Origin of the sequence: Streptomyces sp. CB09001 (assembly GCF_003369795.1) — a bacterium.
In the GTDB taxonomy this organism is placed as follows: Bacteria; Actinomycetota; Actinomycetes; order Streptomycetales; family Streptomycetaceae; genus Streptomyces.
Genome location: NZ_CP026730.1, coordinates 1,481,708 through 1,503,592, shown reverse-complemented (window position 1 = coordinate 1,503,592; position 21,885 = coordinate 1,481,708). Strand labels below are relative to the sequence as shown.

The following is a 21,885-nucleotide window of genomic DNA, read 5'->3' as shown; positions in this document are numbered from 1 at the left end:
CGCGCTGCGCCTCCCCGGTTCGTTCTGCGGGTGTGAGCGAGAAGAACCGACAGGGAAAGCGCGGCGCCCGCGAGAAGCTGGCGGCCGAGCGCGAGAAGCAGAGGTCCAGGGACAAGCGCCGCCGTGCGCTGATCGTCGGCGCGAGCGTGGTCTGCGTGCTGGGACTCGCGGCGGTGATCGGCGTGGTCGCGGCGAACGCGGGCAAGGACGACGGCAGCGAGTCCGCGGGCCCGGTCGTGGCCCCCTCGGGGGCGCAGGGCAAGGACGGCCTCGCGATCCCGGTCGGCGAGGAGAGCGCCAAGTCCACGCTCACCGTCTGGGAGGACTTCCGCTGCCCGGCCTGCAAGGCCTTCGAGCTGGCGTACCGCGACACCATCCACGAGCTGACCGATGCCGGACAGCTCAAGGTCGAGTACCACCTGGCGACCATCATCGACGGCAACATGGGCGGCACCGGCTCCCGCAAGGCCGCCAACGCCGCGGCCTGCGCCCAGGACGCCGGAAAGTTCCCGCCGTACCACGACGTGCTGTACGACAACCAGCCGCCGGAGACCGACGACGCCTTCGCCGACGAGGACAAGCTGCTCGACCTGGCGGGCAAGGTCGACGGCCTCGACACCACCCTGTTCCAGGAGTGCGTGAAGAACGGCAAGCACAACAGCTGGGTGGAGAAGTCCAACAAGGCCTTCCAGAACGGCGGCTTCAGCGGCACCCCGACCGTGCTCCTGGACGGCAAGAACATCTACCAGGACCGCTCCATGACCCCGGCCAAGCTCAAGCAGACGGTGGAGGACGCCAACAAGTAGCGCGCCCGCTCGTTACGGACCCGTAGCCGGGCTGCCCGCCGCGGCCCCCGTCCGACACGGTAGCGTCGACCCTGCCATGGAACTTGCCTTCATTCCCAGCCCGTCGCGCGGGGTGCTGCACCTCGGTCCCATCCCGCTGCGCGGCTACGCGTTCTGCATCATCATCGGCGTCTTCGTTGCCGTCTGGCTCGGCAACAAGCGCTGGATCGCCCGGGGCGGGCGGCCGGGCACGGTGGCCGACATCGCGGTCTGGGCCGTTCCCTTCGGCCTGATCGGCGGACGCCTCTACCACGTGATCACGGACTACCAGCTGTACTTCAGCGAGGGCCGTGACTGGGTCGACGCCTTCAAGATCTGGGAGGGCGGCCTCGGCATCTGGGGCGCCATCGCGTTCGGCGCGGTGGGCGCCTGGATCGGTGCCCGCCGCCGGGGCGTGCCGATGCCCGCCTACGCCGACGCCGTCGCCCCCGGCATCGCCCTCGCGCAGGCCATCGGCCGCTGGGGCAACTGGTTCAACCAGGAGCTGTACGGCAAGGCGACCGACCTGCCGTGGGCCGTGGAGATCACCTCGACGGCCGACGGACGGGTGCCGGGCACCTACCACCCGACGTTCCTGTACGAGTCGCTCTGGTGCATCGGCGTCGCGCTGCTCGTCATCTGGGCCGACCGCCGCTTCAAGCTCGGCCACGGGCGTGCCTTCGCCCTGTACGTGGCGGCGTACTGCGCGGGCCGCTTCTGGATCGAGTACATGCGCGTCGACGACGCCCACCACATCCTGGGTCTCCGGCTGAACAACTGGACCGCGCTCTTCGTGTTCCTGCTCGCCGTGCTCTACATCGTGCTGTCGGCACGGAAGCGGCCGGGCCGGGAGGCCGTGGTGGAGCCGGGCGCGCAGTCCGCCGCCGGTGACACCAGGTCCGCAGCGGACAAGGACGCCAAGGACGCCAAGGACACCGAGAACGACGCGGACGCCGCGGAGAAGACCGATGCCACCGGCGCCACCGAGGCCGCGGAGGACACGTCGGCCGCGGACGAAGCAGACGTGGACGAAGCAGACGACGCGGACGACGCGAAGGACGCCGAGGGCGTGACGAACGGCGCCGACTCCGCCAAGAAGGGCTGACCCGCCCGCCAGGTACGCCGCCGAGGGCGCCCGGGACTCTCCGGGCGCCCTCGGCGTATGCCGGGGCGGGTGCTCAGGACAGGGTGGGCCGCCGGGCCAGCGACAGCGTCCGCCGGGCCGTCGCCACCACCGCCGCGTCGATGAACCGGCCGTCCGGCAGCGCCTGCGCACCCGGCTGGACCGTGGCCGCCTTGACGATCGTCTCCGCCTCCTCCAGCTCCCGCTCGGTGGGCAGATAGGCCCGCTCGATGATCGGCAGCTGGCGCGGATGGATCGCGGCCCGCCCCAGGAAGCCCAGGGCGCGGCCGTGGGCGCAGGACGCCGCCAGGCCCTCCAGGTCCCGGGTGTCCGGATGCACCGTCTGGGACGGCGGCGCCAGGCCCGCCGCCCGCGCGGCCACGACCACCCGCGAGCGCGACCAGTCCAGGCCGGTGTCCCCGCGCACGCCCAGATCGGCACGGAGGTCCGCCTCACCGAGGGCGATCCCGCGCAGTGCCGGATGGGCCGCGGCGATCCGGTAGGCCCGCTCCACCCCCAGGGCCGTCTCCAGCAGGGCGTACAGCGGTGGTCCGCCGGTGAGCGCGGCGACGGCGGTCACCTGCTCCGGCGACGTCACCTTGGGCAGCCGCAGCCCGGACAGGCCCGGCAGCGCGGCCAGCGCGGCCAGGTCCCCGGCGGCGAGTGGACCGTCCAGGGCGTTGACGCGGACGTGCACCGGCACCGGCTGCGGCTCGGTGAGCAGCTCGGCCGTGGCGTCACGGGCGTACTCCTTGCGGTCGGCGGCGACCGCGTCCTCCAGGTCGACGACCACCACGTCGGCACCGGCGGCCAGCGCCTTGGCGACCACCGGGGGCCGGTCTCCCGGCACGTACAGCCAGGTCAGCGGGGGTGCGGTCATACGACGCCCTCCTCACGCAGCTCCTTGACGTCGGCCGGGGTGAGCCCCAGCCCGGTCAGCACCTCCTCGGTGTCGGCGCCGTGCGGGCGGCCCGCCCAGCGGATCGCGCCCGGGGTGGCGGAGAGCCGGAAGAGGACGTTCTGCATGCGCAGCGGGCCCAGCTCGGGATCGTCGACCGTGGTGAGGGTGTCCAGGGCCCGGTACTGCGGGTCGGTCATCACGTCCCGCACGTCCTGGACCGGTGCGACGGCCGCCTCGGCCTTCTCGAACGCGGCGAGCACGTCGGCGCGGGAGTGCCGGGCGATCCAGTCGCCGACCGCCGCGTCCAGCACGTCGGAGTGCCGGGCCCGGTCGGCGCCCGTCGCGAACCAGGGCTCGTCGATCAGCTCCGGGCGGCCCACCAGCCGCATCACCCGCTCGGCGACCGACTGGGCCGAGGTGGAGACGGCGACCCAGGTGCCGTCGGCGGTGCGGTAGGTGTTGCGCGGGGCGTTGTTCTGCGAGCGGTTGCCGGTGCGCGGCTGGACGTGGCCGAGCTGGTCGTACCAGAGGGGCTGCGGGCCCAGCACGGTCAGGATCGGCTCGATGATCGCCATGTCGACGACCTGGCCCTCGCCGGTGCGCTCCCGGGCGGCCAGCGCCGTCATCACGGCGTACGCCGTCGCCAGCGCCGCGATCGAGTCGGCGAGGCCGAACGGCGGCAGCGTCGGCGGCGCGTCGGGCTCGCCGGTCATCGCGGCGAAACCGCTCATGGCCTCGGCGAGGGTGCCGAAGCCGGGACGGCGCGCGTACGGTCCGAACTGGCCGAAGCCGGTGACCCGGGCGAGGACCAGGCGCGGGTTGACGGCGGACAGCTCGTCCCAGCCCAGGTCCCACTTCTCCAGGGTGCCCGGCCGGAAGTTCTCGACGACGACGTCGGCGGTGGCGGCGAGACGGAGCAGGGTGGTGCGCCCGGCGGGTTTCGACAGGTCCAGGGTGATCGTGCGCTTGTTGCGCCCCAGCAGCTTCCACCACAGGCCCACACCGTCCTTCGAGGGACCGTGTCCCCGGGAGGGGTCGGGCCGGGTGGGGTGCTCGACCTTGATCACCTCGGCGCCGAAGTCGCCGAGCATGGTGGCGGCGAGCGGTCCCGCGAAGAGGGTGGCGAGGTCGAGGACGCGCAGGCCGGTCAGGGGAGGGGCGGCGGGGGCGGCGGGCTCGGGCATGGGCGGGTGGCCTCCCGGTGGGTGAGGTGGGCGAGGGTGTCGAAGCCGGTGCCGTCGAAGCCGCCGACGGAGGTGGCGAGGCGGTTCTTCAGCGGGGCCGTCCAGTGCTCGGGCAGCGCGGCGGGGGAGCCGGCGAGCAGTCCGGCGACGCCGCCCGCGGTGGCGCCGTTGGAGTCGGTGTCCCAGCCGCCGGAGACGACGCGGGAGACCGAGCCGGTGAAGTCGCCGTCCGCGTGGGTGAGGGCGGCGGCGATCAAGGCGGTGTTGGGGATGGCGTGCACCCAGTGGTGGGCCGGGGAGTGGACGGCGTGGAGCCGGTCCACGACCGTGTCGAAGTCGTCGTGCGCGCCCGCGAGCCGTACGGCGTGCCGGACGGCCCCGGCGAGGCGCGAACCGGGGGGTACGACCGCGAGTCCGGCGCGCAGACAGGCGTGGACGCCGGGTGCGTCGGCGGGGGCGGAGGTGGCGATGACGGCCGCCGCGAACATGGCCGCGTAGACACCGTTGGCGGTGTGGCTGAGGGTCGCGTCGCGATGCGCCTGCTCGGCGGCGGCGCCCGGGTCGCCCGGGTTGGTCCAGCCGTGCACGTCGGCGCGGATCAGGGCGCCGATCCACTCGCGGAAGGGGTTGCGGTGGCGGGCGGTGTCAGGGGGTTCGAGGCCGGTGAGGAGGTTGCGCAGGGCGACGCGTTCGGCGGTGAAGGTGCGGCCGGGCGGGAGTTCGTCGAGCCAGACGCGGGCCACGTCGTCGGTGGTGAAGGCCCTGCCGTGGCGCCGCAGGAGCAGAAGGTCGAGCAGCGGGTAGTTGAGGTCGTCGTCCTCCGGCATGCCGTCGATGTTCTCGGCGAGGGAGGTCGGCGCGGAGCGGCGGTTCCACGGGTATGCGGTGAGCAGGTCGCGGGGGACGCCCCGGGCGGTGAAGTACGCGGTCGGGGGCCAGTTGCCGGCGGCCCGGCCGAGCAGCCGGACACCGGTGAGGGGGAGCTTCTCGACGGGTTTGCCGAGGAGACAGCCGACGGCGCGGCCGAGCCAGGCGGCCTCCAGCCGGGCGGGCGACACCGGGGCGGCGGGACGGGGCGACGGCCAGTCGGGGCACAGTGCCCTGATCCGGTCGAACTCCGTCGGCTCGGCCTCCGCCAGGGGACTGGGCAGGCCGGCCAGTTCGTCCAGGAGGTCTTCCGCCAGGCGGCGGAGGAGGGGGGAGGCGGGCCCCGGCGAGGCGCCCGCCCGGGCCGGCGCCCCGCCACCGCCCGCCGCGCGCCAGCGGACCGCGACCGCCGCCGCGTCGCGGCCGTCCAGCCGTGCCTGGCGCAGCTCGTGGCCGATCAGGTCCTCGGGCTGGACCCAGGTCAGTCGGAGCATCCCGCGCCCCCGATCGCGGCGAACGCCTCCTCGTGGGCCCGGCGGCGCCGCACGTCACGCGCGAAGACCTCCCGCGCGACCGAGGCGAGCGCAGCCGCCGGTTCCCACAGGTCCAGACGGCTCGCCTCCGCGACGGTCTTGGCCCAGTCCTCCGGCACCGGTGATCCCAGCGCCCCGGCCAGCGCGCCCGCCATGGTGGCGATGGAGTCGCAGTCGCGGCCGTAGTTGACCGCGCCGAGGACCGCGTGCCGGAAGTCGCCGCCGGAGACGAGCAGCATGCCGAGCGCGACGGGCAGTTCCTCGATCGCGTGCAGACGCGAGGGCCGGCGGGCGCCGAGCGAAGGGGCACGGTAGTCGGGGCCCACCGTGTCGTACGGGGTCACCGCCGCACGCAGCGGGGCCAGCGCCGACTCGAAGTCCGGGTGTCCCGAGGCCACCTCGCACACGGCCTCGATCGCGGCCCGGGTGCCGTCCTTCGCCAGGGACAGACAGGCGGCGACCACCGAGTCCGGGGTCGCGCCCGGCGCGCAGGCCGCGGCCACCGCCGCCGCGAACACACCGGCCGCCTCCCGGCCGTACGACGACTGGTGCGCGCCCGCGACGTCCAGCGCCTCGGCGTAGGCGGCCGCGGGGTGGGCCGCGTTGACCAGGCCGACCGGGGCCATGTACATCGCGGCGCCGCAGTTGACGATGTTGCCGGTGCCCGCCTCGCGCGGGTCCACGTGTCCGTAGTGGATCCGCGTGACCAGCCACTTCTCCGCGAGGAAGATGCGCTGGAGCGGCAGCGCCTCGGCCTCCAGTTCCGGGATCCAGCGCGGGTTCGTGATCAGGTCCGGCACCAGGTGCTCGGCGACCGCGTAGGCGTCGAGGTGGTCGCGGACCGTGCCGTAGACCCGGACCAGCGCGTGCGTCATCAGGGTGTCGTCGGTGACGTGCCCGTCGCCCTTGTGGTACGGGGCGATGGGCCGTGCGGTGCGCCAGGTGTCGCCGTTCCAGGGACCGACGACGCCGTGCACGCGGCCGCCGTGGCGTTCGACGATCTGCTCGGGGGAGTAGCCCTCGACGGGGCCGCCGAGGGCGTCGCCGACGGCCGCGCCGACGAGAGCGCCGGTGACGCGCTCGTCGAGGGATGCGGTGGTGCTGTGGTCCGGGGTCAGGGGGGTCATGGCGTGGTGCCTCGTCCTTCCGGTCGGGACGGTTGCGTGGCGTGCAGGAGACCGGCGAGTTCGACCAGGTCGGTGCCGGTGAGCCGGGGCAGTACGCAGCCGGGCAGGATGCGGCAGGCGTCCCGCCAGGAGACGGGGATCGACGCGCCGCCGCCGAGCGCGCCGGTGAGGGCGCCGGCCAGCGCCGGGGCGGAGTCCGCGACCCTGGACAGACAGGCCGCCGCCGGTACCGCCTCCGCGAGGCGGCCCCCAGCGGCGGTGGCCAGGGCGAGGGCGACCGGGACGGTCTCGGCGGCGGCGATGCCGTAGCTGTAGACGTGGTCGACGATGCGGTGCTCCAGGAGCGGGACCAGGGCGAAGGTGCTCTCCGCGTCCGCGGCGAGGGCCAGGGCCTGGCGGGCGTTGCGGCCGATCTCCGTCCCCTCGGGGAGCTCGGCGAGCGCGGCCGTCACGCAGGCGTCCACGTCGGCGCCGTCCAGGGCGCGGGCCAGCGCCGCCGCCATGGCCCGCGCGCCGTGCACGCCGTCGCCGTCCTGGGTGTAGCGGGCGTCGAACTCGGCGAGGTCGGCGGCGAGGCGCGGGGCGCCGGGGTGGGCGACGGCGAGGACGCAGGCCCGCACGCAGGCGGCGTCGTCGAAGTAGTGCGGGTTGTCGTGGCCGGTGGCGGGCGGACGCAGCCCGGTGGCGAGGTTGCCGAGCCCGGCCCGCACCGAGATGCGGGCGCGCAGCGGCAGCACCGCGGACTCGGCCTCCGGGGCGCGTTCCGTGGCGGCGGCGACCTCGCTGGCGACGGCGTTCCAGGTCAGGTCGATCGCGGCGCGCATCCGGCGGTCCCGGCTCAGGTCCCCGAGCACGCTGTCGTCGCCTGCCCGCAGAAGGGCCTCCGCGGCGAACGCCGCCCACTCGGCGTCGTCCGAGGGGCCGAGCAGCAGCGGTTCCGGGGGCTGGTTCAGGGCGATCGGGACGGGAAGGGTGGTCGTCGCGTTCTGCTCGGCGAAGGTGTCCAGCTCGCGGGTGAGCCGCCGCGTCCACTCCGGCATGCGGGCGGCCCGGTGCCTGGCGGCGGGCCAGCCGGCGGCGTCTCCCGCGGCGAGCCCGAGGAGGAGGCCCTCGACGCGGTCGGAGAGCGGCACCGCACGGGACCCGGCGGCCGTCCCCGGCTCGGTTCCCGGCCGGTGCCCGCTCCCCCTGGTCCCGCTCGCCTCCGGCACACCGGGCCCTTCGACGTACGCCGTGGTGCCCGTCGCCCCGACCGCGCCCCGAGCCCGGCTCACGGCCCTGCCTCCGCCGCGTTGGCCCCCGCCGCGTGGGCCTCCGGGACGGGTGCGTGCGCGGCCGGGTCGGACGGCGGCCGACTGCCGCCGGGGTGGGTGTCGGCGGGCGGTCCGCCCGGGACGGCGGGTGCAGCCGTCCCGGGACCCCGCGTCGCCCGCACCGGCTCCCTGACCGGCGTCTCCGCCACCTCCCGCGGTGCTCGTCCGGGGATTCCCGGCACCCACGGCGCATCGCCCGGCACCTGGGCCGCGCCCGCCGGTACGCGTCCCGCGTTCCGGTGTGCCCGTTCCGCGTCCGGTGGTGCCGGTGCCGGTGCCGACGGTGCCGGCCTGGCGTTTGGTGGCAGGACTTCCGCGCCGACGGGTACGGGCTCCGGGGCGTATGCCACCCGTTGCGTGGCCCGGGGGGCTTCCTCGGGGTCCGGTGGTGCTGTTGCCGTGTTCGACGGCGTTGGCACCGCGGCCGGTGGCAGGGCCTCCGTGCCCGGCGGTACGCGGTCCGGGTCGGACGGCAACCGCGCGGGGGGCCGGGCGAACCGCACCGGGGCAACCCGCACCCGCGCCGGGTCCGGCGGAGCCAGTCGTGCCGCCCGGGTCAACAGGTCCGCCACCTCCAGCACGTGGTGTCCGGCCATCGTCGGCAGGCAGGAGCCGCGGGCCGGGCCGATCGCGTCCGCCCAGGCGGCCGGGATGGCGTGGACGCCGCGGGTCGCGCCGGCCAGGGCGCCGGCCACCGCGGCCGTGGTGTCGGCGTCGCGGCCCATGTTGACGGCCGTCAGCACGGCGTCCGTGAAGTCGCCGTCGGCCGCCGCGTACGCGCCGAAGGCGAGGGCGACCGCCTCGGGGGCCAGGTCGGTCCAGGGGTAGCCGCCGATGACCACCGCGGACCGCACCGCGCGTTCGCCGCGGTGGGCCGCCGTCAGCGCGCGGCGCAGACAGCGCGCCGTCCAGGAGTCGTCCGGGACGACGGCCAGGGCGGAGGCCACCACCGCGACGGTCGACGCCCCGGCCATCGCCGCCGCGACGCCCGCCGCCACCGCCTGGCCGCCGTAGATGCCCTCGCCCTCGTGGCTGACCGAGCCGTCGATCGCCGCCAGCCGGGCCGCCTCGGCGGGCCGCCCGGCCGCGAACACGCCGTGCGGCGCGGCCCGCATGGCCAGTCCGTCGCTCCAGGCGTGCCGGTGCTGGGCGGAGATCGGGGCGGCGAGCCCCCGGCGCAGGTTCTCCAGGGTGCCGCGTTCACTGAAACCCGCGCCCCGGAACGGGCCCTCCTCGCGGTCCGCGATCCACTCGTGCCACGCCGCCTCCACATGGGCCTGGGTGAGCGCGCTGCCGTGGCGGGCCAGCAGCAGGCCAGAGAAGATCGCGTACTCGGTGTCGTCGGTACCGGCGGGCCGGTCGGCCACGTACCCCGTGATGCGGCCCCAGCGGGCGCGGATCTCGGAGGGCTTCATGTTCTCGGCCGGCGCCCCGAGGGCGTCCCCGACGGCCAGTCCGAGCAGCGCGCCCCGGGCCCGGTCGCGGAGCCCGACGGCGTCCTGCGGCGCGGGGGCCGGGGGAATGCAGGCGGTGGATGCCATGCGGCCTCTCCTCTCCCTCCGCACATCTGTCCCCGGTGCGGTGTGCACCGCAGCCGAACCGGGGCCCGTGTCACCCGGTCGACATATGAGCGGGCAAGATCACGGATGAGTGTGGGGAGGTAAAACCGCAGGTAAGCCCAGCCTTTCCTTGCTGGCGGGACGGAAATGATCGGCGTAGATTGGGTGTTGTTAAAAAGTGGAATGAGTCCAGACTAGCTTCCCGGGGGAACCCGCATGGCCATCATCGAGACCGAGGCGGCGCTGCACGAGGCGCACCGTGACAACCACACCCACCGCGACGTGAACGGGGGCTGGCTGCGCCCCGCCGTCTTCGGCGCGATGGACGGACTGGTCTCCAACCTCGCCCTCATGACCGGCGTCGCCGGCGGTACGGCGAGTCAGCAGACCGTGGTGATCAGCGGGCTCGCCGGACTGGCCGCCGGCGCCTTCTCCATGGCCGCGGGCGAGTACACCTCCGTCGCCTCCCAGCGCGAGCTGGTCGAGGCCGAGCTGGACGTGGAGCGCCGCGAGCTGCGCAAGCACCCGGCGGACGAGGAGGCCGAGCTGGCCGCGCTCTACGAGGCGCGCGGCGTCGAGCCGGAGCTCGCCCGCGAGGTGGCCCGCCAGCTGTCCAGTGACCCCGAGCAGGCGCTGGAGATACACGCCCGCGAGGAGCTGGGCATCGACCCCTCCGACCTGCCCTCGCCGACGGTCGCGGCCGTGTCCTCGTTCGGATCCTTCGCGCTGGGCGCCCTGCTCCCCGTCCTGCCGTTCCTGCTCGGCGCCGGCGCGCTGTGGCCCGCCGTGCTGCTCGCGCTGGCCGGGCTGTTCCTGTGCGGCGCGGTGGTCGCCAAGGTCACGGCCCGCAGCTGGTGGTACAGCGGCCTGCGGCAGCTCGCCCTCGGTGGTGCGGCGGCCGGTGTGACGTATCTCCTGGGCAGCCTGTTCGGAACGGCCGTAGGATAGACCGGCTCGTACTTATGCGATGGGCCGCATAAGTACCCGTTACTTGCTGGTTTCGAGCGCGTAATCTCCGGGCATGAGCCGTAAGCGCTGTGGGCAATGAAGCCTGCCGTGCACGCGCGGAGTGGGCGACGACGCCCCTTCCGCTCCCCTCGGACCGACGGACATCGATCTGTTCGCCCCGGTCGCCATAGCTTCCACCGCAGGTGCGGAACCCCCACCGCACCCCGTCGGTGTCCGCATGCTGGAACGGATTGTCCCGTTTACCGAGAACCAATCCATCATGTAGCCTGCACCAAATTTTTCAGCCACTGATGCACCCACCGCAGAGGGCCAACGTCGTCCCTCGGCACTTGCCACATGCCAGATGACGACGACGGGAGAGCCGATGCGTACGCCGCGCCAGCCGTCCCAGCACTCCGAGAGTGGCCAGAACTGGTCCTTCATGGATGCTCGCCCTGCCGCGCAGGGTATGTACGACCCCCGCAACGAACACGACGCGTGCGGCGTCGGTTTCGTCGCCACCCTCACCGGCGAGGCGTCCCACACCCTGGTCGACCAGGCGCTCACCGTGCTGCGCAACCTGGAACACCGCGGCGCCACCGGCTCCGAGCCCGACTCGGGCGACGGCGCCGGCATCCTCTCCCAGCTGCCCGACGCGTTCTTCCGCGAGGTGGCCGGATTCGAGCTGCCGGAGGCCGGGGCCTACGCTGTCGGCATCGCCTTCCTGCCGGTCGACGGCACCGAGGACGCCGTCTCGCGCATCGAGACGATCGCCGACGAGGAGGGCCTCACGGTCCTCGGCTGGCGCGAGGTCCCGGTCGCCCCGCAGATGCTGGGCGCCACCGCCCGCTCCACCATGCCGGTCTTCCGCCAGATCTTCGTGAGCGACGGCGCCTCGCAGGGCATCGCCCTGGACCGCCACGCCTTCGCGCTGCGCAAGCGCGCCGAGCGCGAGGCCGGTGTCTACTTCCCGTCGCTGTCCGCGCGGACCATCGTCTACAAGGGCATGCTGACCACCGGCCAGCTGGAGCCGTTCTTCCCGGACCTGTCCGACCGCCGCTTCGCCTCCGCGATCGCGCTCGTGCACTCCCGGTTCTCCACCAACACCTTCCCGTCCTGGCCGCTCGCCCACCCGTACCGCTTCGTCGCGCACAACGGCGAGATCAACACGGTCAAGGGCAACCGCAACTGGATGCGCGCCCGCGAGTCCCAGCTGGCGTCGGACCTGTTCGGCTCTGCCGACGACGGACACGGCGGCTCGTCCGCGGACCTGGAGCGGATCTTCCCGATCTGTACGCCGGACGCCTCGGACTCCGCCTCCTTCGACGAGGTCCTGGAACTGCTCCACCTCGGCGGGCGCTCACTGCCGCACTCCGTGCTGATGATGATCCCGGAGGCGTGGGAGAACCACGCCTCCATGGACGCGGACCGGCGCGCCTTCTACCAGTTCCACTCCACGATGATGGAGCCCTGGGACGGCCCCGCCTGCGTCACCTTCACCGACGGCACCCAGGTCGGCGCGGTCCTCGACCGCAACGGCCTGCGCCCCGGCCGCTACTGGGTCACCGACGACGGCCTCGTCGTCCTCGGCTCCGAGGTCGGCGTCCTCGACATCGACCCCGCCAAGGTCGTCCGCAAGGGCCGCCTCCAGCCCGGCCGCATGTTCCTCGTGGACACCGCCGAGCACCGCATCATCGAGGACGACGAGATCAAGGCCCAGCTCGCCGGCGAGCAGCCGTACGGCGAGTGGATGGAAGCCGGCGAGATCGAGCTGTCCGACCTGCCCGAGCGCGAGCACATCGTGCACACCCACGCCTCGGTCACCCGCCGCCAGCAGACCTTCGGGTACACCGAGGAGGAGCTGCGCGTCATCCTCGCGCCGATGGCCAAGGCCGGTGCCGAGCCGATCGGCTCCATGGGTACCGACTCGCCGATCGCCGCGCTCTCCGAGCGGCCCCGGCTGCTCTTCGACTACTTCACCCAGCTCTTCGCCCAGGTCACCAACCCGCCGCTGGACGCGATCCGCGAGGAACTGGTCACCTCGCTGCGCTCCTCGCTCGGCCCGCAGGGCAACCTGCTGGACCCGACGGCCGCCTCGTGCCGCAGCGTCCTGCTGCCCTTCCCGGTGATCGACAACGACGAGCTGGCCAAGCTCATCCACATCAACGCCGACGGCGACATGCCCGGCTTCAAGGCCGCGACCCTCTCCGGTCTCTACCGGGTGCACGGCGGCGGCGACGCGCTGGCCGCGCGCATCGAGGAGATCTGCGCCGAGGCCGACGCCGCCATCGAGAACGGCGCCCGGCTGATCGTCCTGTCCGACCGCCACTCGGACGCCGAGCACGCGCCGATCCCCTCGCTGCTGCTCACCTCCGCCGTCCACCACCACCTCATCCGCACCAAGCAGCGCACCGAGGTGGGCCTGCTCGTCGAGGCCGGCGACGTCCGCGAGGTCCACCACGTCGCCCTGCTCATCGGCTTCGGCGCCGCCGCGGTCAACCCGTACCTCGCGATGGAGTCCGTCGAGGACCTGGTCCGGGCCGGCACCTTCCTGCAGACCGACGACGGCGAGCCCGAGCAGGCCATCCGCAACCTGATCTACGCCCTCGGCAAGGGCGTCCTCAAGGTCATGTCCAAGATGGGCATCTCCACCGTCGCCTCCTACCGCGGCGCCCAGGTCTTCGAGGCCGTCGGCCTGGACGAGGAGTTCGTGGCCAAGTACTTCAACGGCACCGCCACCAAGATCGGCGGCGTCGGCATCGACGTCGTCGCCAAGGAGGTCGCCGCCCGCCACGCCAAGGCCTACCCGGCCAGCGGCATCGCGCCGGCCCACCGCGCCCTGGACATCGGCGGCGAGTACCAGTGGCGCCGCGAGGGCGAGCCGCACCTGTTCGACCCCGAGACGGTCTTCCGCCTCCAGCACTCCACGCGCTCCGGCACGTACGACATCTTCAAGAAGTACACCGAGCGCGTGAACGAGCAGTCCGAGCGGCTGATGACGCTGCGCGGCCTGTTCGGCTTCACGTCGGACCGGCAGCCGATCCCCCTCGACGAGGTCGAGCCCGTCTCCGAGATCGTCAAGCGCTTCTCCACCGGCGCCATGTCGTACGGCTCCATCTCCCAGGAGGCGCACGAGACCCTCGCCATGGCCATGAACCAGCTGGGCGCCAAGTCCAACACCGGTGAGGGCGGCGAGGACCCGGAGCGCCTGTACGACCCGGCGCGCCGGTCCAGCATCAAGCAGGTCGCCTCCGGCCGCTTCGGCGTCACCTCCGAGTACCTGGTCAACGCGGACGACATCCAGATCAAGATGGCCCAGGGCGCCAAGCCCGGCGAGGGCGGCCAGCTGCCCGGCCACAAGGTCTACCCGTGGGTCGCCAAGACCCGGCACTCCACCCCGGGCGTCGGCCTGATCTCCCCGCCGCCGCACCACGACATCTACTCCATCGAGGACCTGGCCCAGCTGATCCACGACCTGAAGAACGCGAACCCGCAGGCGCGGATTCACGTCAAGCTGGTCTCCGAGGTCGGCGTCGGCACGGTCGCGGCGGGTGTCTCCAAGGCACACGCGGACGTGGTGCTGATCTCCGGCCACGACGGCGGCACCGGTGCCTCCCCGCTCACCTCGCTCAAGCACGCGGGCGGCCCCTGGGAGCTGGGTCTCGCCGAGACCCAGCAGACCCTGCTGCTCAACGGCCTGCGCGACCGCATCGTCGTCCAGACCGACGGCCAGCTCAAGACCGGCCGCGACGTCGTCATCGCCGCGCTGCTCGGCGCCGAGGAGTTCGGTTTCGCCACCGCGCCGCTCGTCGTCTCCGGCTGCGTCATGATGCGCGTCTGCCACCTGGACACCTGCCCGGTCGGCATCGCCACCCAGAACCCGGTCCTCAGGGAGCGCTTCTCCGGCAAGGCCGAGTACATCGTGAACTTCTTCCGCTTCATCGCCGAAGAGGTCCGCGAGATCCTCGCCGAGCTGGGCTACCGCACCATCGAGGAGGCCGTCGGCCACGCCGAGACCCTCGACGTGACCCGCGCGGTCGACCACTGGAAGGCGCAGGGCCTCGACCTGGAGCCGCTGTTCCACGTGCCCGCACTGGCCGAGGGCGCGGTGCGCCACCGGGCCGTCGCCCAGGACCACGGCCTGGAGAAGGCGCTCGACAACCAGCTGATCAAGCTCGCCTCCGACGCGCTGGCCGCCGCGGACGCCACCCAGGCCGCCCCGGTGCGCGCCCAGGTCGCGATCCGCAACATCAACCGCACGGTCGGCACCATGCTCGGCCACGAGGTGACCAAGAAGTTCGGCGGCGGCGGGCTGCCCGACGACACCGTCGACATCACCTTCACCGGCTCCGCGGGGCAGTCCTTCGGCGCCTTCGTCCCGCGCGGCATCACCCTGCGCCTGGAGGGCGACGCCAACGACTACGTCGGCAAGGGCCTGTCCGGCGGCCGGATCGTCGTCCGCCCCGACCGGGGCGCCGACCACCTCGCCGAGTACTCCACCATCGCCGGCAACACCATCGGCTACGGCGCCACCGGCGGCGAGATGTTCCTGCGCGGCAAGGTCGGCGAACGCTTCTGCGTCCGCAACTCCGGCGCGCTGGTCGTCTCCGAGGGCGTCGGCGACCACGGCTGCGAGTACATGACCGGCGGCCACGCGGTCGTCCTCGGCGAGACCGGGCGCAACTTCGCGGCCGGCATGTCCGGCGGCATCGCCTACGTCGTCGACCTCGACCGCGCCAACGTCAACGTCGGCAACGCCGACGCGGTCCGGGCCCTGGACGACGCCGACAAGGACTGGCTGCACGACGTGGTGCGCCGCCACGCCGAGGAGACCGGGTCGACGGTCGCCGGGAAGCTGCTCGCCGACTGGACCGTCGCCGTGGAGCGCTTCAGCAAGATCATCCCCAGCACGTACCAGGCAGTGCTCGCCGCCAAGGACGCCGCCGAGCGAGCCGGTCTCTCCGAGACCGAGACCACCGAGAAGATGATGGAGGCGGCGACCAATGGCTGATCCCAAGGGCTTCCTCAACCACGGACGCGAGGTCGCCAGGACCCGCCCCGTCGACGAGCGCGTCAAGGACTGGAACGAGGTCTACGTCCCCGGCTCCCTGCTGCCGATCATCAGCAAGCAGGCCAGCCGCTGCATGGACTGCGGCATCCCGTTCTGCCACAACGGCTGCCCGCTCGGGAACCTGATCCCCGAGTGGAACGACTACGCCTACCGCGAGGACTGGTCGGCCGCGTCCGAGCGCCTGCACGCCACCAACAACTTCCCGGAGTTCACCGGCCGCCTGTGCCCGGCCCCGTGCGAGTCGGCGTGCGTGCTCGGCATCAACCAGCCGCCGGTCACCATCAAGAACGTCGAGGTCTCCATCATCGACAAGGCGTGGGAGACGGGGGACGTCGCCCCGCGCATCCCCGAGCGCCTGTCGGGCAAGACCGTCGCCGTCATCGGCTCGGGCCCGGCGGGCCTGGCCGCCGCCCAGCAGCTCACCCGGGCCGGTCACACCGTCGCCGTCTACGAGCGCGCGGACCGCGTCGGAGGCCTCCTCCGGTACGGCATCCCCGAGTTCAAGATGGAGAAGCGGCACATCAACCGGCGCATAGAGCAGATGCGCGCGGAGGGCACCCGCTTCCGCACCGGCGTCGAGATCGGCCGCGACCTCAAGGCGACCGACCTGAGGAAGCGGTACGACGCCGTCGTCATCGCCGCCGGCTCCACCACCGCCCGCGACCTGCCGGTACCCGGCCGGGAACTCAAGGGCGTCTACCAGGCGATGGAGTACCTGCCCCTGTCCAACAAGGTCCAGGAGGGCGACTACGTCACCGCCCCCGTCACCGCCGAGGGCAAGCACGTCGTCGTCATCGGCGGCGGCGACACCGGCGCCGACTGCGTGGGCACCGCCCACCGCCAGGGCGCGGCCTCCGTCACCCAGCTGGAGATCATGCCCCGGCCGGGCGAGGAGCGGGACGCGGTGCGCCAGCCGTGGCCGACCTTCCCGATGCTGTACAAGGTCACCAGCGCCCACGAGGAGGGCGGCGAGCGGGTCTACGCCGTCTCCACCACCCACTTCGAGGGCGACGAGGACGGCAACGTCCAGTGGCTGCACATGAGCGAGGTCGAGTTCGTCGACGGGAAGCTCACGTCGAAGCCGGGCACCGAGCGGAAGATCCCGGCCCAGCTGGTCACCCTCGCCATGGGCTTCACCGGCACCGACAGGGAGAACGGTCTCGTCGACCAGTTCGGCCTGGAGCTCGACGAACGGGGTAACATCGCCCGGGACGCCGACTTCCAGACCAATGTGCCGGGTGTGTTCGTCGCCGGTGACGCCGGCCGCGGCCAGTCGCTCATCGTCTGGGCGATCGCCGAGGGCCGCTCGGCAGCGCGCGGCGCCGACCGCTTCCTGACCGGAGCCAGCGAACTGCCGGCCCCGATCCGCCCGACCGACCGCGCTCTCACGGTCTGACGGACGCAACAACCGTCCCCACGGGCGGAACAACCGAAGAACGTCCCGCACAAAGGCGTGCGGAACACTGATGGCGCCTGCCCCGTCCCCGACCGGACCATGGGCAGGCGCCGTCGCACGCTCAGGGCACCCGGTAGGTGTCCCCGTACATCTCCCACACCAGCGGCGTCGCCAGCTTCATGTTCCCGGCCGTCAGGAACCGGCGCTGGGCGGTGTCGACGCGGGAGGTGTCGATGCCCGGCCGCTTGGCCCGCATGGCCTGCTCGCGGACGTCCAGGAAGGTGTCCAGGTAGGCCTTCTCGGAGCCGCCCTGCCCCGGCGTCCTCGCCTCCGCCATGGCCCGCTCGCGCAGTCCGTAGAAGCCCTCGGCGTCCGTGTCGGGGCCGTGGAAGACCATCGCGTCGTAGTAGACGAACTGGCCCAGCGTGCCCAGACCGTCCAGCTTGGCCAGGCGCACCGCCGGTTCGAAGTAGACCCGGTCGCGCTCCTCCTCCTGGGCCTCGCGGAACGCCGGGACCTCCGCCTCCGCCTGCCAGGCCGCCGTGAAGCCGGGATCCAGGCCCTCGTGCGAGTCGCTGCCGTCCACCTCGCGCAGGGCGGGCAGGTACGCCGCCAGGCCGTTGTCCGGGTGGGCCTCGGTGTAGCGCTCGACCAGCATGAGCAGGTCGTGGGTACCGGTGCAGAAGCCGATGATGCCCGCGGTGTACCCGTCGCCGTCCCCGACGTCCTCGATGCTGCCGTAGGCGGTGCGCCACTTCGTGGTCGAGTTCTCGGCGCTGGACACCAGCTGCTGGGCCAGGTCCTTCTTGGCCGGTGCGGCGAGCCCCGGCGGCAGGTCGGCGATGAGCGCGTCGTCCGCCTCCCGCTCCTTCTCGGCCCGGTCCTTGGCGTCGTCGCGGGTCGACCGGGCGGTGGCCGAGGACGACGAGGAGGCGGCGGCCGCGGTGTCCGCCGGGTCGTCCGGCACGGCGAAGTACACGCCCGCGGCGATCACGGGAAGCGCCCCGAGGAGCAGCACTCCGGCACGTTTCATAGGGGGACACCTCTCATAGGGGAACCACTCACAGGGCGAAACCACTCACAGCGGGATACTCCCGCCCGTCAGCTCGGACACCCGCACCGCCGCCGTCACCGCCAGCAGCACCACCAGCGCGGCACCCGCCCCGGCCTGCACCGCCACCCGGCGCCCGTCACGGGGCGCGTACGCCAGCGCCAGCGCCAGCGCACCGCCCACCAGCAGGCCGCCGAGATGACCCTGCCACGAGGTGAACCAGGCGGAGACCACCAGCCACAGCAGCAGTCCGGCCATGAAGCGGTTGACCCGCCCCGTGTCGGCGCCCAGCCGGCGGTGCAGCACGTAGTACGCGGCCCCCACCCCGAAGACCGCACCCGACGCGCCGACCGAGGCCTGCCCGGGGTCGGTGAGGACCAGCTCCAGGACGGAACCGCCGAGCGCCGACAACAGATACAGGACGGCGAAACGGAACCGGCCGAGCATCAGCTCCACCACCCGCCCCAACTGCCACAGCACGATCATGTTCACCGTGATGTGCAGGATCCCGAACGTGCCCTCGAAGGGCGACTGGTGCAGGAACGCGCCGGTGAGCATCCGCTCCCACTCACCGCCGGCGACACCTTCCACCCGCAGGGGCCCGGAGGTCAGGAACACGCCGTCGCCGGCCAGGGGGGTGCCGTCCGGAGCGACCAGCCGCGAACCCACCATGGCGAACCGGTCCACCAGCCCCGGCCGCACCACCTCCGCCAGATACGTCAGCACGTTCAGCGCGAACAGCACGTACGTCACCACGGGCGTCGTCGAGATCCTGCCCCCGACGAGGGTCCGGGCCTGCCGTACCGACCGCGCCCCCTCCTTCACACACTCGGGACACTGGTGGCCGACGGGCGCCTCCCGCATGCAGTCCGGGCAGATGTAGCGCTCGCAGCGGGTGCAGCGGACGTGGCACGCCACCGCGGGATGGCGGTAGCAGGTGGTGGCGGTGGACTCGGAATCCACGGGGCCGGCTCCTCGGGGACGGGCGGACGGTGAGCCGGTGGGGACGGCGGCGAACAAAATAGCGAATGCCGGGGGACCGGCCGAGCGGCGGGGTGCGCCGTGCCGTAGCCTCGGCATCCGGATGCCGCAGGCAGCGGTGACGGGGGGAGTCCGCATGACCGCGATCAGTCTCACCAAGGTGCGGGAGACGGCGCCCGCGCTGGTCGATCTGTACAAGACCGCCGGGGTGTCGCTCACCAAGCACGGCATGGAGGGGACCCGGGCCGCGGTCTACCTCGTCGTCGACTACTCCGGCTCGATGAAGCCGTACTACAAGGACGGGAGCGTGCAGGCGCTCGCCGACCGGGTACTGAGCCTGTCCGCCCACCTCGACGACGACGGCACCGTGCCGGTGGTGTTCTTCTCCACCGACGTCGACGCCGTCACCGAGATCGCGCTCGCCGACCACCAGGGCCGGATCGAGCGAATCGTGGCCGGTCTCGGACACATGGGCAAGACCAGCTACCACCTGGCCATGGACGCCGTCATCGACCACTACCTGGACAGCGGCGCCCGCCATCCCGCCCTGGTCGTCTTCCAGACCGACGGCGGTCCGATCAACCGGCTCGCCGCCGAGCGGTACCTGTGCAAGGCGGCGCCGCTGCCGCTGTTCTGGCAGTTCGTCGGCTTCGGCGACCCGGACAGCCGCCAGTTCGAGTACCTGCGCAAGCTGGACGAACTCGCGGTGCCCGGCAAGCGGGTGGTCGACAACGCCGGGTTCTTCCACGCGGGCCGCGACCCGCGGAAGGTGACCGACGCCGACCTGTACGACCGGCTGGTGGGCGAGTTCCCCCAGTGGCTGGCGGCCGCACGCGCCCAGGGGATCGTGCGGCCCACCTGAAGGCGCCCTCCTGAAGGCGCCCGAGCGCGGCGGTCAGTGCCGCAGGGAGAAGCCCAGCACGACCCGGGCGGACACCTCCACCGCGCCCGGAGCCAGCGCGCCGGGCGGGCCGCCGCCCACGGAGGCACGGAACGCGGCGACGGGCTCCGACTCCACGTCCTGGATGTGCAGCACCGGCCCCAGCCGCGCGTCCGCCGCCTCCGCGTACACCTGGGCCTTGCGGCGGGCCGCGGCCACCGCCCGGCGCCGTGCCTCGTCGAGCAGCGCCGGCCTGTCGCGCACGTCGAACTCCACGCCGTCGATCCGGTGCGCGCCCGCCTCGACCACGTCCGCGATCAGCAGCTCGAGGTCGTCCAGCGCCCCGGTCTCCACCGAGTACGAGGCCTGGCACCGGTACCCGAGCAGCCTCCGGCCACCGCCGTGACCGTCGTACTCCGAGCTGAGGCCCAGCCGGGAACCCGACACCGAGGCGTCCGGCACGCCGTGCCCCCGCAACACCTCCCGCAGCCGGACCACGGCCTCCCCGGCCCGCCGGAAGGCCTGCTCCGGCGACGGCTCCAGCACGTCCACCGCCGGCCGCACCCGAGCGAGCGCCGGCTCGGCCCGCACCGTCCCCGAGCCGAACACGCTGATGCCCCACGGTTCTTCGATGGCCTGTGTCATAAGGGCATTGAAGCAGCGCCCCCGCACCCCGCGCGGCGACTTACGTGTCGCACTCCAGCACTGTCCGGCACAGCCCGCACCGCGCCCGGACCCGCCCCCGCACCGGCACCCTGATCCGCTGGTGGCAGGTCGGGCAGGGGAACGACACCCGCAGCTGTCCGGGCGGCTGGGCGGTGAAGGAGTAGGGGCCGCCGTCCGCCGCCGCCCCGGCGGCGTGCGGGTCCTGCGCGTGCCGGCGGTCCCGGGCGTAGCGGCGGCGGCCCGCCCAGCCGGCCGCGGTGAGCGGCGGCTGCTGCTCGTCCCGGCGCGCCCGGGCCAGCCCCTTGCCGTACGCCGTGTAGGCCTGCGGACTCGTGAACCACACCGACGGGTCCTCGCCGAACACCAGCGCCCGCTTGGCCAGGACGTAACCGAACTCCTCCGGGGTCAGGTACCCCAGCTTCTGCGAGGACGCCGCGTCCTCCCGGTAGGCGTCCAGGAGCAGCCACCCGGCGCCCAGGTACGTCGTCGCCGTGTCGGTGAGGATCTCGTTGTCCCGGGTGGAAGGGAAGGCCAGGTCGAGGCGGTGCAGGTACACGTGCATCACCTCGTGCGCGAGGGCCGCGCCGATGTCCCGGCGATGGGTGCGGAAGCGGTCGTTCAGCTCGATGAAGTACTCCGGGCCCGCCGTGAGTTCCACGTTCGCCGCGTGGGTCATCTCGCGGAAGGAGACGATCATGCGGGCGTCGGGCAGCCGGTAGTGCCGCACCAGCTCGTGGGCCACCCGCTGCGCGCCCAGGTACAGGTCGTCCGTGTCGCAGAACGCCACGTCCACCGGGGCCACACTGGCCGAGAACGTCCGGACGGTGTCGTACGACAGCCGCCGGTACAGCGCCGTGACGGCCGCCCGCACCGTCTCCAGGTGCGGGAACCCGTGCTCGACCGGTCCGCCGTTCGCCACGTCCGACCCCCAAGACGCCTGAACCCTGCCTCCTGAACCCTGCCCCCACTGTACGAGCCGTACGAGGGCCGTACGGCGTTCAGCGCCTGAGACGGTCTGCGACGGCCGGGCCCCCGCCCGTAGGGTGTGCGCCCATGACCACCAGCAACACCGGTACCGGTGCCGTCGAACCCGCCGTCCGCGAGGAGCTGGCCCGGCTGCGGGACAGCATCGACAACATCGACGCGGCCGTCGTCCACATGCTCGCCGAGCGCTTCAAGTGCACCCAGCAGGTCGGCCATCTCAAGGCCCGCCACCGGCTGCCGCCCGCCGATCCGGCCCGCGAGGCCCAGCAGATCGCCCGGCTGCGCACCCTCGCCGAGAGCGCCAAGCTCGACCCGGCGTTCGCCGAGAAGTTCCTGAACTTCATCGTCGCCGAGGTGATCCACCACCACGAGCGCATCGCGGAGGGCAGCGGCGCCGACGGCGGCGCACCGGCCACCGGCTGAGGTCCGGCGCGCCCCCGCCCACGGGGGCGCACGCCGGGGGAGTACGACGGCCGA

At 73.2% G+C, this 21,885-nt stretch carries 16 protein-coding genes and 1 pseudogene; 7 read left to right on the top strand and 10 right to left on the bottom strand.

Translation table 11 applies throughout. The features are described from left to right. Window positions 1-32 precede the first annotated feature (32 nt). A complete protein-coding gene (locus C4J65_RS07045) occupies window positions 33-806 on the top strand; it encodes a thioredoxin domain-containing protein (RefSeq protein ID WP_115741619.1) in 774 nt (257 codons plus the stop codon). Between the two features lie 76 nt (window positions 807-882). Beyond that, window positions 883-1,929, top strand: a complete 1,047-nt coding sequence (lgt, locus tag C4J65_RS07040) for a prolipoprotein diacylglyceryl transferase (protein WP_115741618.1) — start codon at window positions 883-885, stop codon at window positions 1,927-1,929. A 73-nt stretch (window positions 1,930-2,002) separates the two neighbouring features. On the opposite strand, the gene C4J65_RS07035 is transcribed toward lgt, so the two are convergent. The 6 genes and pseudogenes from C4J65_RS07035 to C4J65_RS07010 form a co-directional block, all read right to left on the bottom strand. Then, window positions 2,003-2,827 carry a CoA ester lyase gene (locus C4J65_RS07035; RefSeq protein ID WP_115741617.1) on the bottom strand — a complete coding sequence of 275 codons (825 nt, stop codon included), beginning with the start codon at window positions 2,825-2,827 and terminating at the stop codon, window positions 2,003-2,005. Further along, window positions 2,824-4,032 carry a CoA transferase gene (locus C4J65_RS07030; protein ID WP_115741616.1) on the bottom strand — a complete coding sequence of 403 codons (1,209 nt, stop codon included), beginning with the start codon at window positions 4,030-4,032 and terminating at the stop codon, window positions 2,824-2,826. Before C4J65_RS07030 ends, C4J65_RS07035 begins: the two co-directional genes overlap by 4 nt. Beyond that, the gene (locus tag C4J65_RS07025) at window positions 3,996-5,393 is read right to left on the bottom strand and encodes an ADP-ribosylglycohydrolase family protein (protein ID WP_115741615.1); all 1,398 of its coding nucleotides are present in this window, start codon (window positions 5,391-5,393) and stop codon (window positions 3,996-3,998) included. Before C4J65_RS07025 ends, C4J65_RS07030 begins: the two co-directional genes overlap by 37 nt. After that, window positions 5,381-6,559: an ADP-ribosylglycohydrolase family protein gene (locus tag C4J65_RS07020; RefSeq protein WP_115741614.1), complete on the bottom strand. Its 1,179-nt coding sequence runs from the start codon at window positions 6,557-6,559 to the stop codon at window positions 5,381-5,383. Before C4J65_RS07020 ends, C4J65_RS07025 begins: the two co-directional genes overlap by 13 nt. Beyond that, window positions 6,556-7,833 (bottom strand): ADP-ribosylglycohydrolase family protein, encoded by a 1,278-nt coding sequence (locus tag C4J65_RS07015; RefSeq protein WP_115741613.1) that lies wholly within the window; start codon window positions 7,831-7,833, stop codon window positions 6,556-6,558. The genes C4J65_RS07020 and C4J65_RS07015 overlap by 4 nt, the downstream gene beginning before the upstream one ends. Window positions 7,834-8,426: 593 nt before the next feature. After that, a pseudogene (locus C4J65_RS07010) lies at window positions 8,427-9,413 on the bottom strand (ADP-ribosylglycohydrolase family protein); the annotation flags it as partial. A 234-nt stretch (window positions 9,414-9,647) separates the two neighbouring features. Here C4J65_RS07010 and C4J65_RS07005 point away from each other — a divergent pair. The 3 genes from C4J65_RS07005 to C4J65_RS06995 all read left to right on the top strand — a co-directional run bounded on the left by C4J65_RS07005 (window position 9,648) and on the right by C4J65_RS06995 (window position 16,846). Continuing rightward, complete coding sequence (locus C4J65_RS07005; RefSeq protein WP_007448368.1) at window positions 9,648-10,379, top strand: VIT1/CCC1 transporter family protein; 732 nt, start codon at window positions 9,648-9,650, stop codon at window positions 10,377-10,379. A gap of 385 nt (window positions 10,380-10,764) precedes the next feature. Next, complete coding sequence (gene gltB / locus C4J65_RS07000) at window positions 10,765-15,390, top strand: glutamate synthase large subunit (RefSeq protein WP_240330382.1); 4,626 nt, start codon at window positions 10,765-10,767, stop codon at window positions 15,388-15,390. Then, the gene (locus C4J65_RS06995; protein WP_115741611.1) at window positions 15,383-16,846 is read left to right on the top strand and encodes a glutamate synthase subunit beta; all 1,464 of its coding nucleotides are present in this window, start codon (window positions 15,383-15,385) and stop codon (window positions 16,844-16,846) included. Before gltB ends, C4J65_RS06995 begins: the two co-directional genes overlap by 8 nt. Window positions 16,847-16,967: 121 nt before the next feature. On the opposite strand, the gene C4J65_RS06990 is transcribed toward C4J65_RS06995, so the two are convergent. Both C4J65_RS06990 and C4J65_RS06985 read right to left on the bottom strand, forming a co-directional pair. Next, entirely contained in the window at window positions 16,968-17,879 is a 912-nt protein-coding gene (locus C4J65_RS06990; protein WP_115741610.1) for a chitosanase, read from the bottom strand. A 45-nt stretch (window positions 17,880-17,924) separates the two neighbouring features. After that, a complete protein-coding gene (locus tag C4J65_RS06985; RefSeq protein WP_115741609.1) occupies window positions 17,925-18,860 on the bottom strand; it encodes a rhomboid family intramembrane serine protease in 936 nt (311 codons plus the stop codon). A gap of 154 nt (window positions 18,861-19,014) precedes the next feature. Here C4J65_RS06985 and C4J65_RS06980 point away from each other — a divergent pair, with 154 nt between their 5' ends. Next, entirely contained in the window at window positions 19,015-19,740 is a 726-nt protein-coding gene (locus tag C4J65_RS06980) for a VWA domain-containing protein (protein ID WP_162833065.1), read from the top strand. A gap of 33 nt (window positions 19,741-19,773) precedes the next feature. Here the strand turns inward: C4J65_RS06980 and C4J65_RS06975 are convergent, their stop codons facing one another. Further along, the gene (locus tag C4J65_RS06975) at window positions 19,774-20,403 is read right to left on the bottom strand and encodes an SIMPL domain-containing protein (RefSeq protein ID WP_162833064.1); all 630 of its coding nucleotides are present in this window, start codon (window positions 20,401-20,403) and stop codon (window positions 19,774-19,776) included. 40 nt (window positions 20,404-20,443) lie between these two features. Continuing rightward, window positions 20,444-21,343 (bottom strand): hypothetical protein, encoded by a 900-nt coding sequence (locus tag C4J65_RS06970; protein ID WP_115741607.1) that lies wholly within the window; start codon window positions 21,341-21,343, stop codon window positions 20,444-20,446. A gap of 134 nt (window positions 21,344-21,477) precedes the next feature. Between C4J65_RS06970 and C4J65_RS06965 the strand changes: the two genes are divergently transcribed. Further along, a complete protein-coding gene (locus tag C4J65_RS06965) occupies window positions 21,478-21,831 on the top strand; it encodes a chorismate mutase (protein ID WP_115741606.1) in 354 nt (117 codons plus the stop codon). Window positions 21,832-21,885 lie beyond the last annotated feature (54 nt).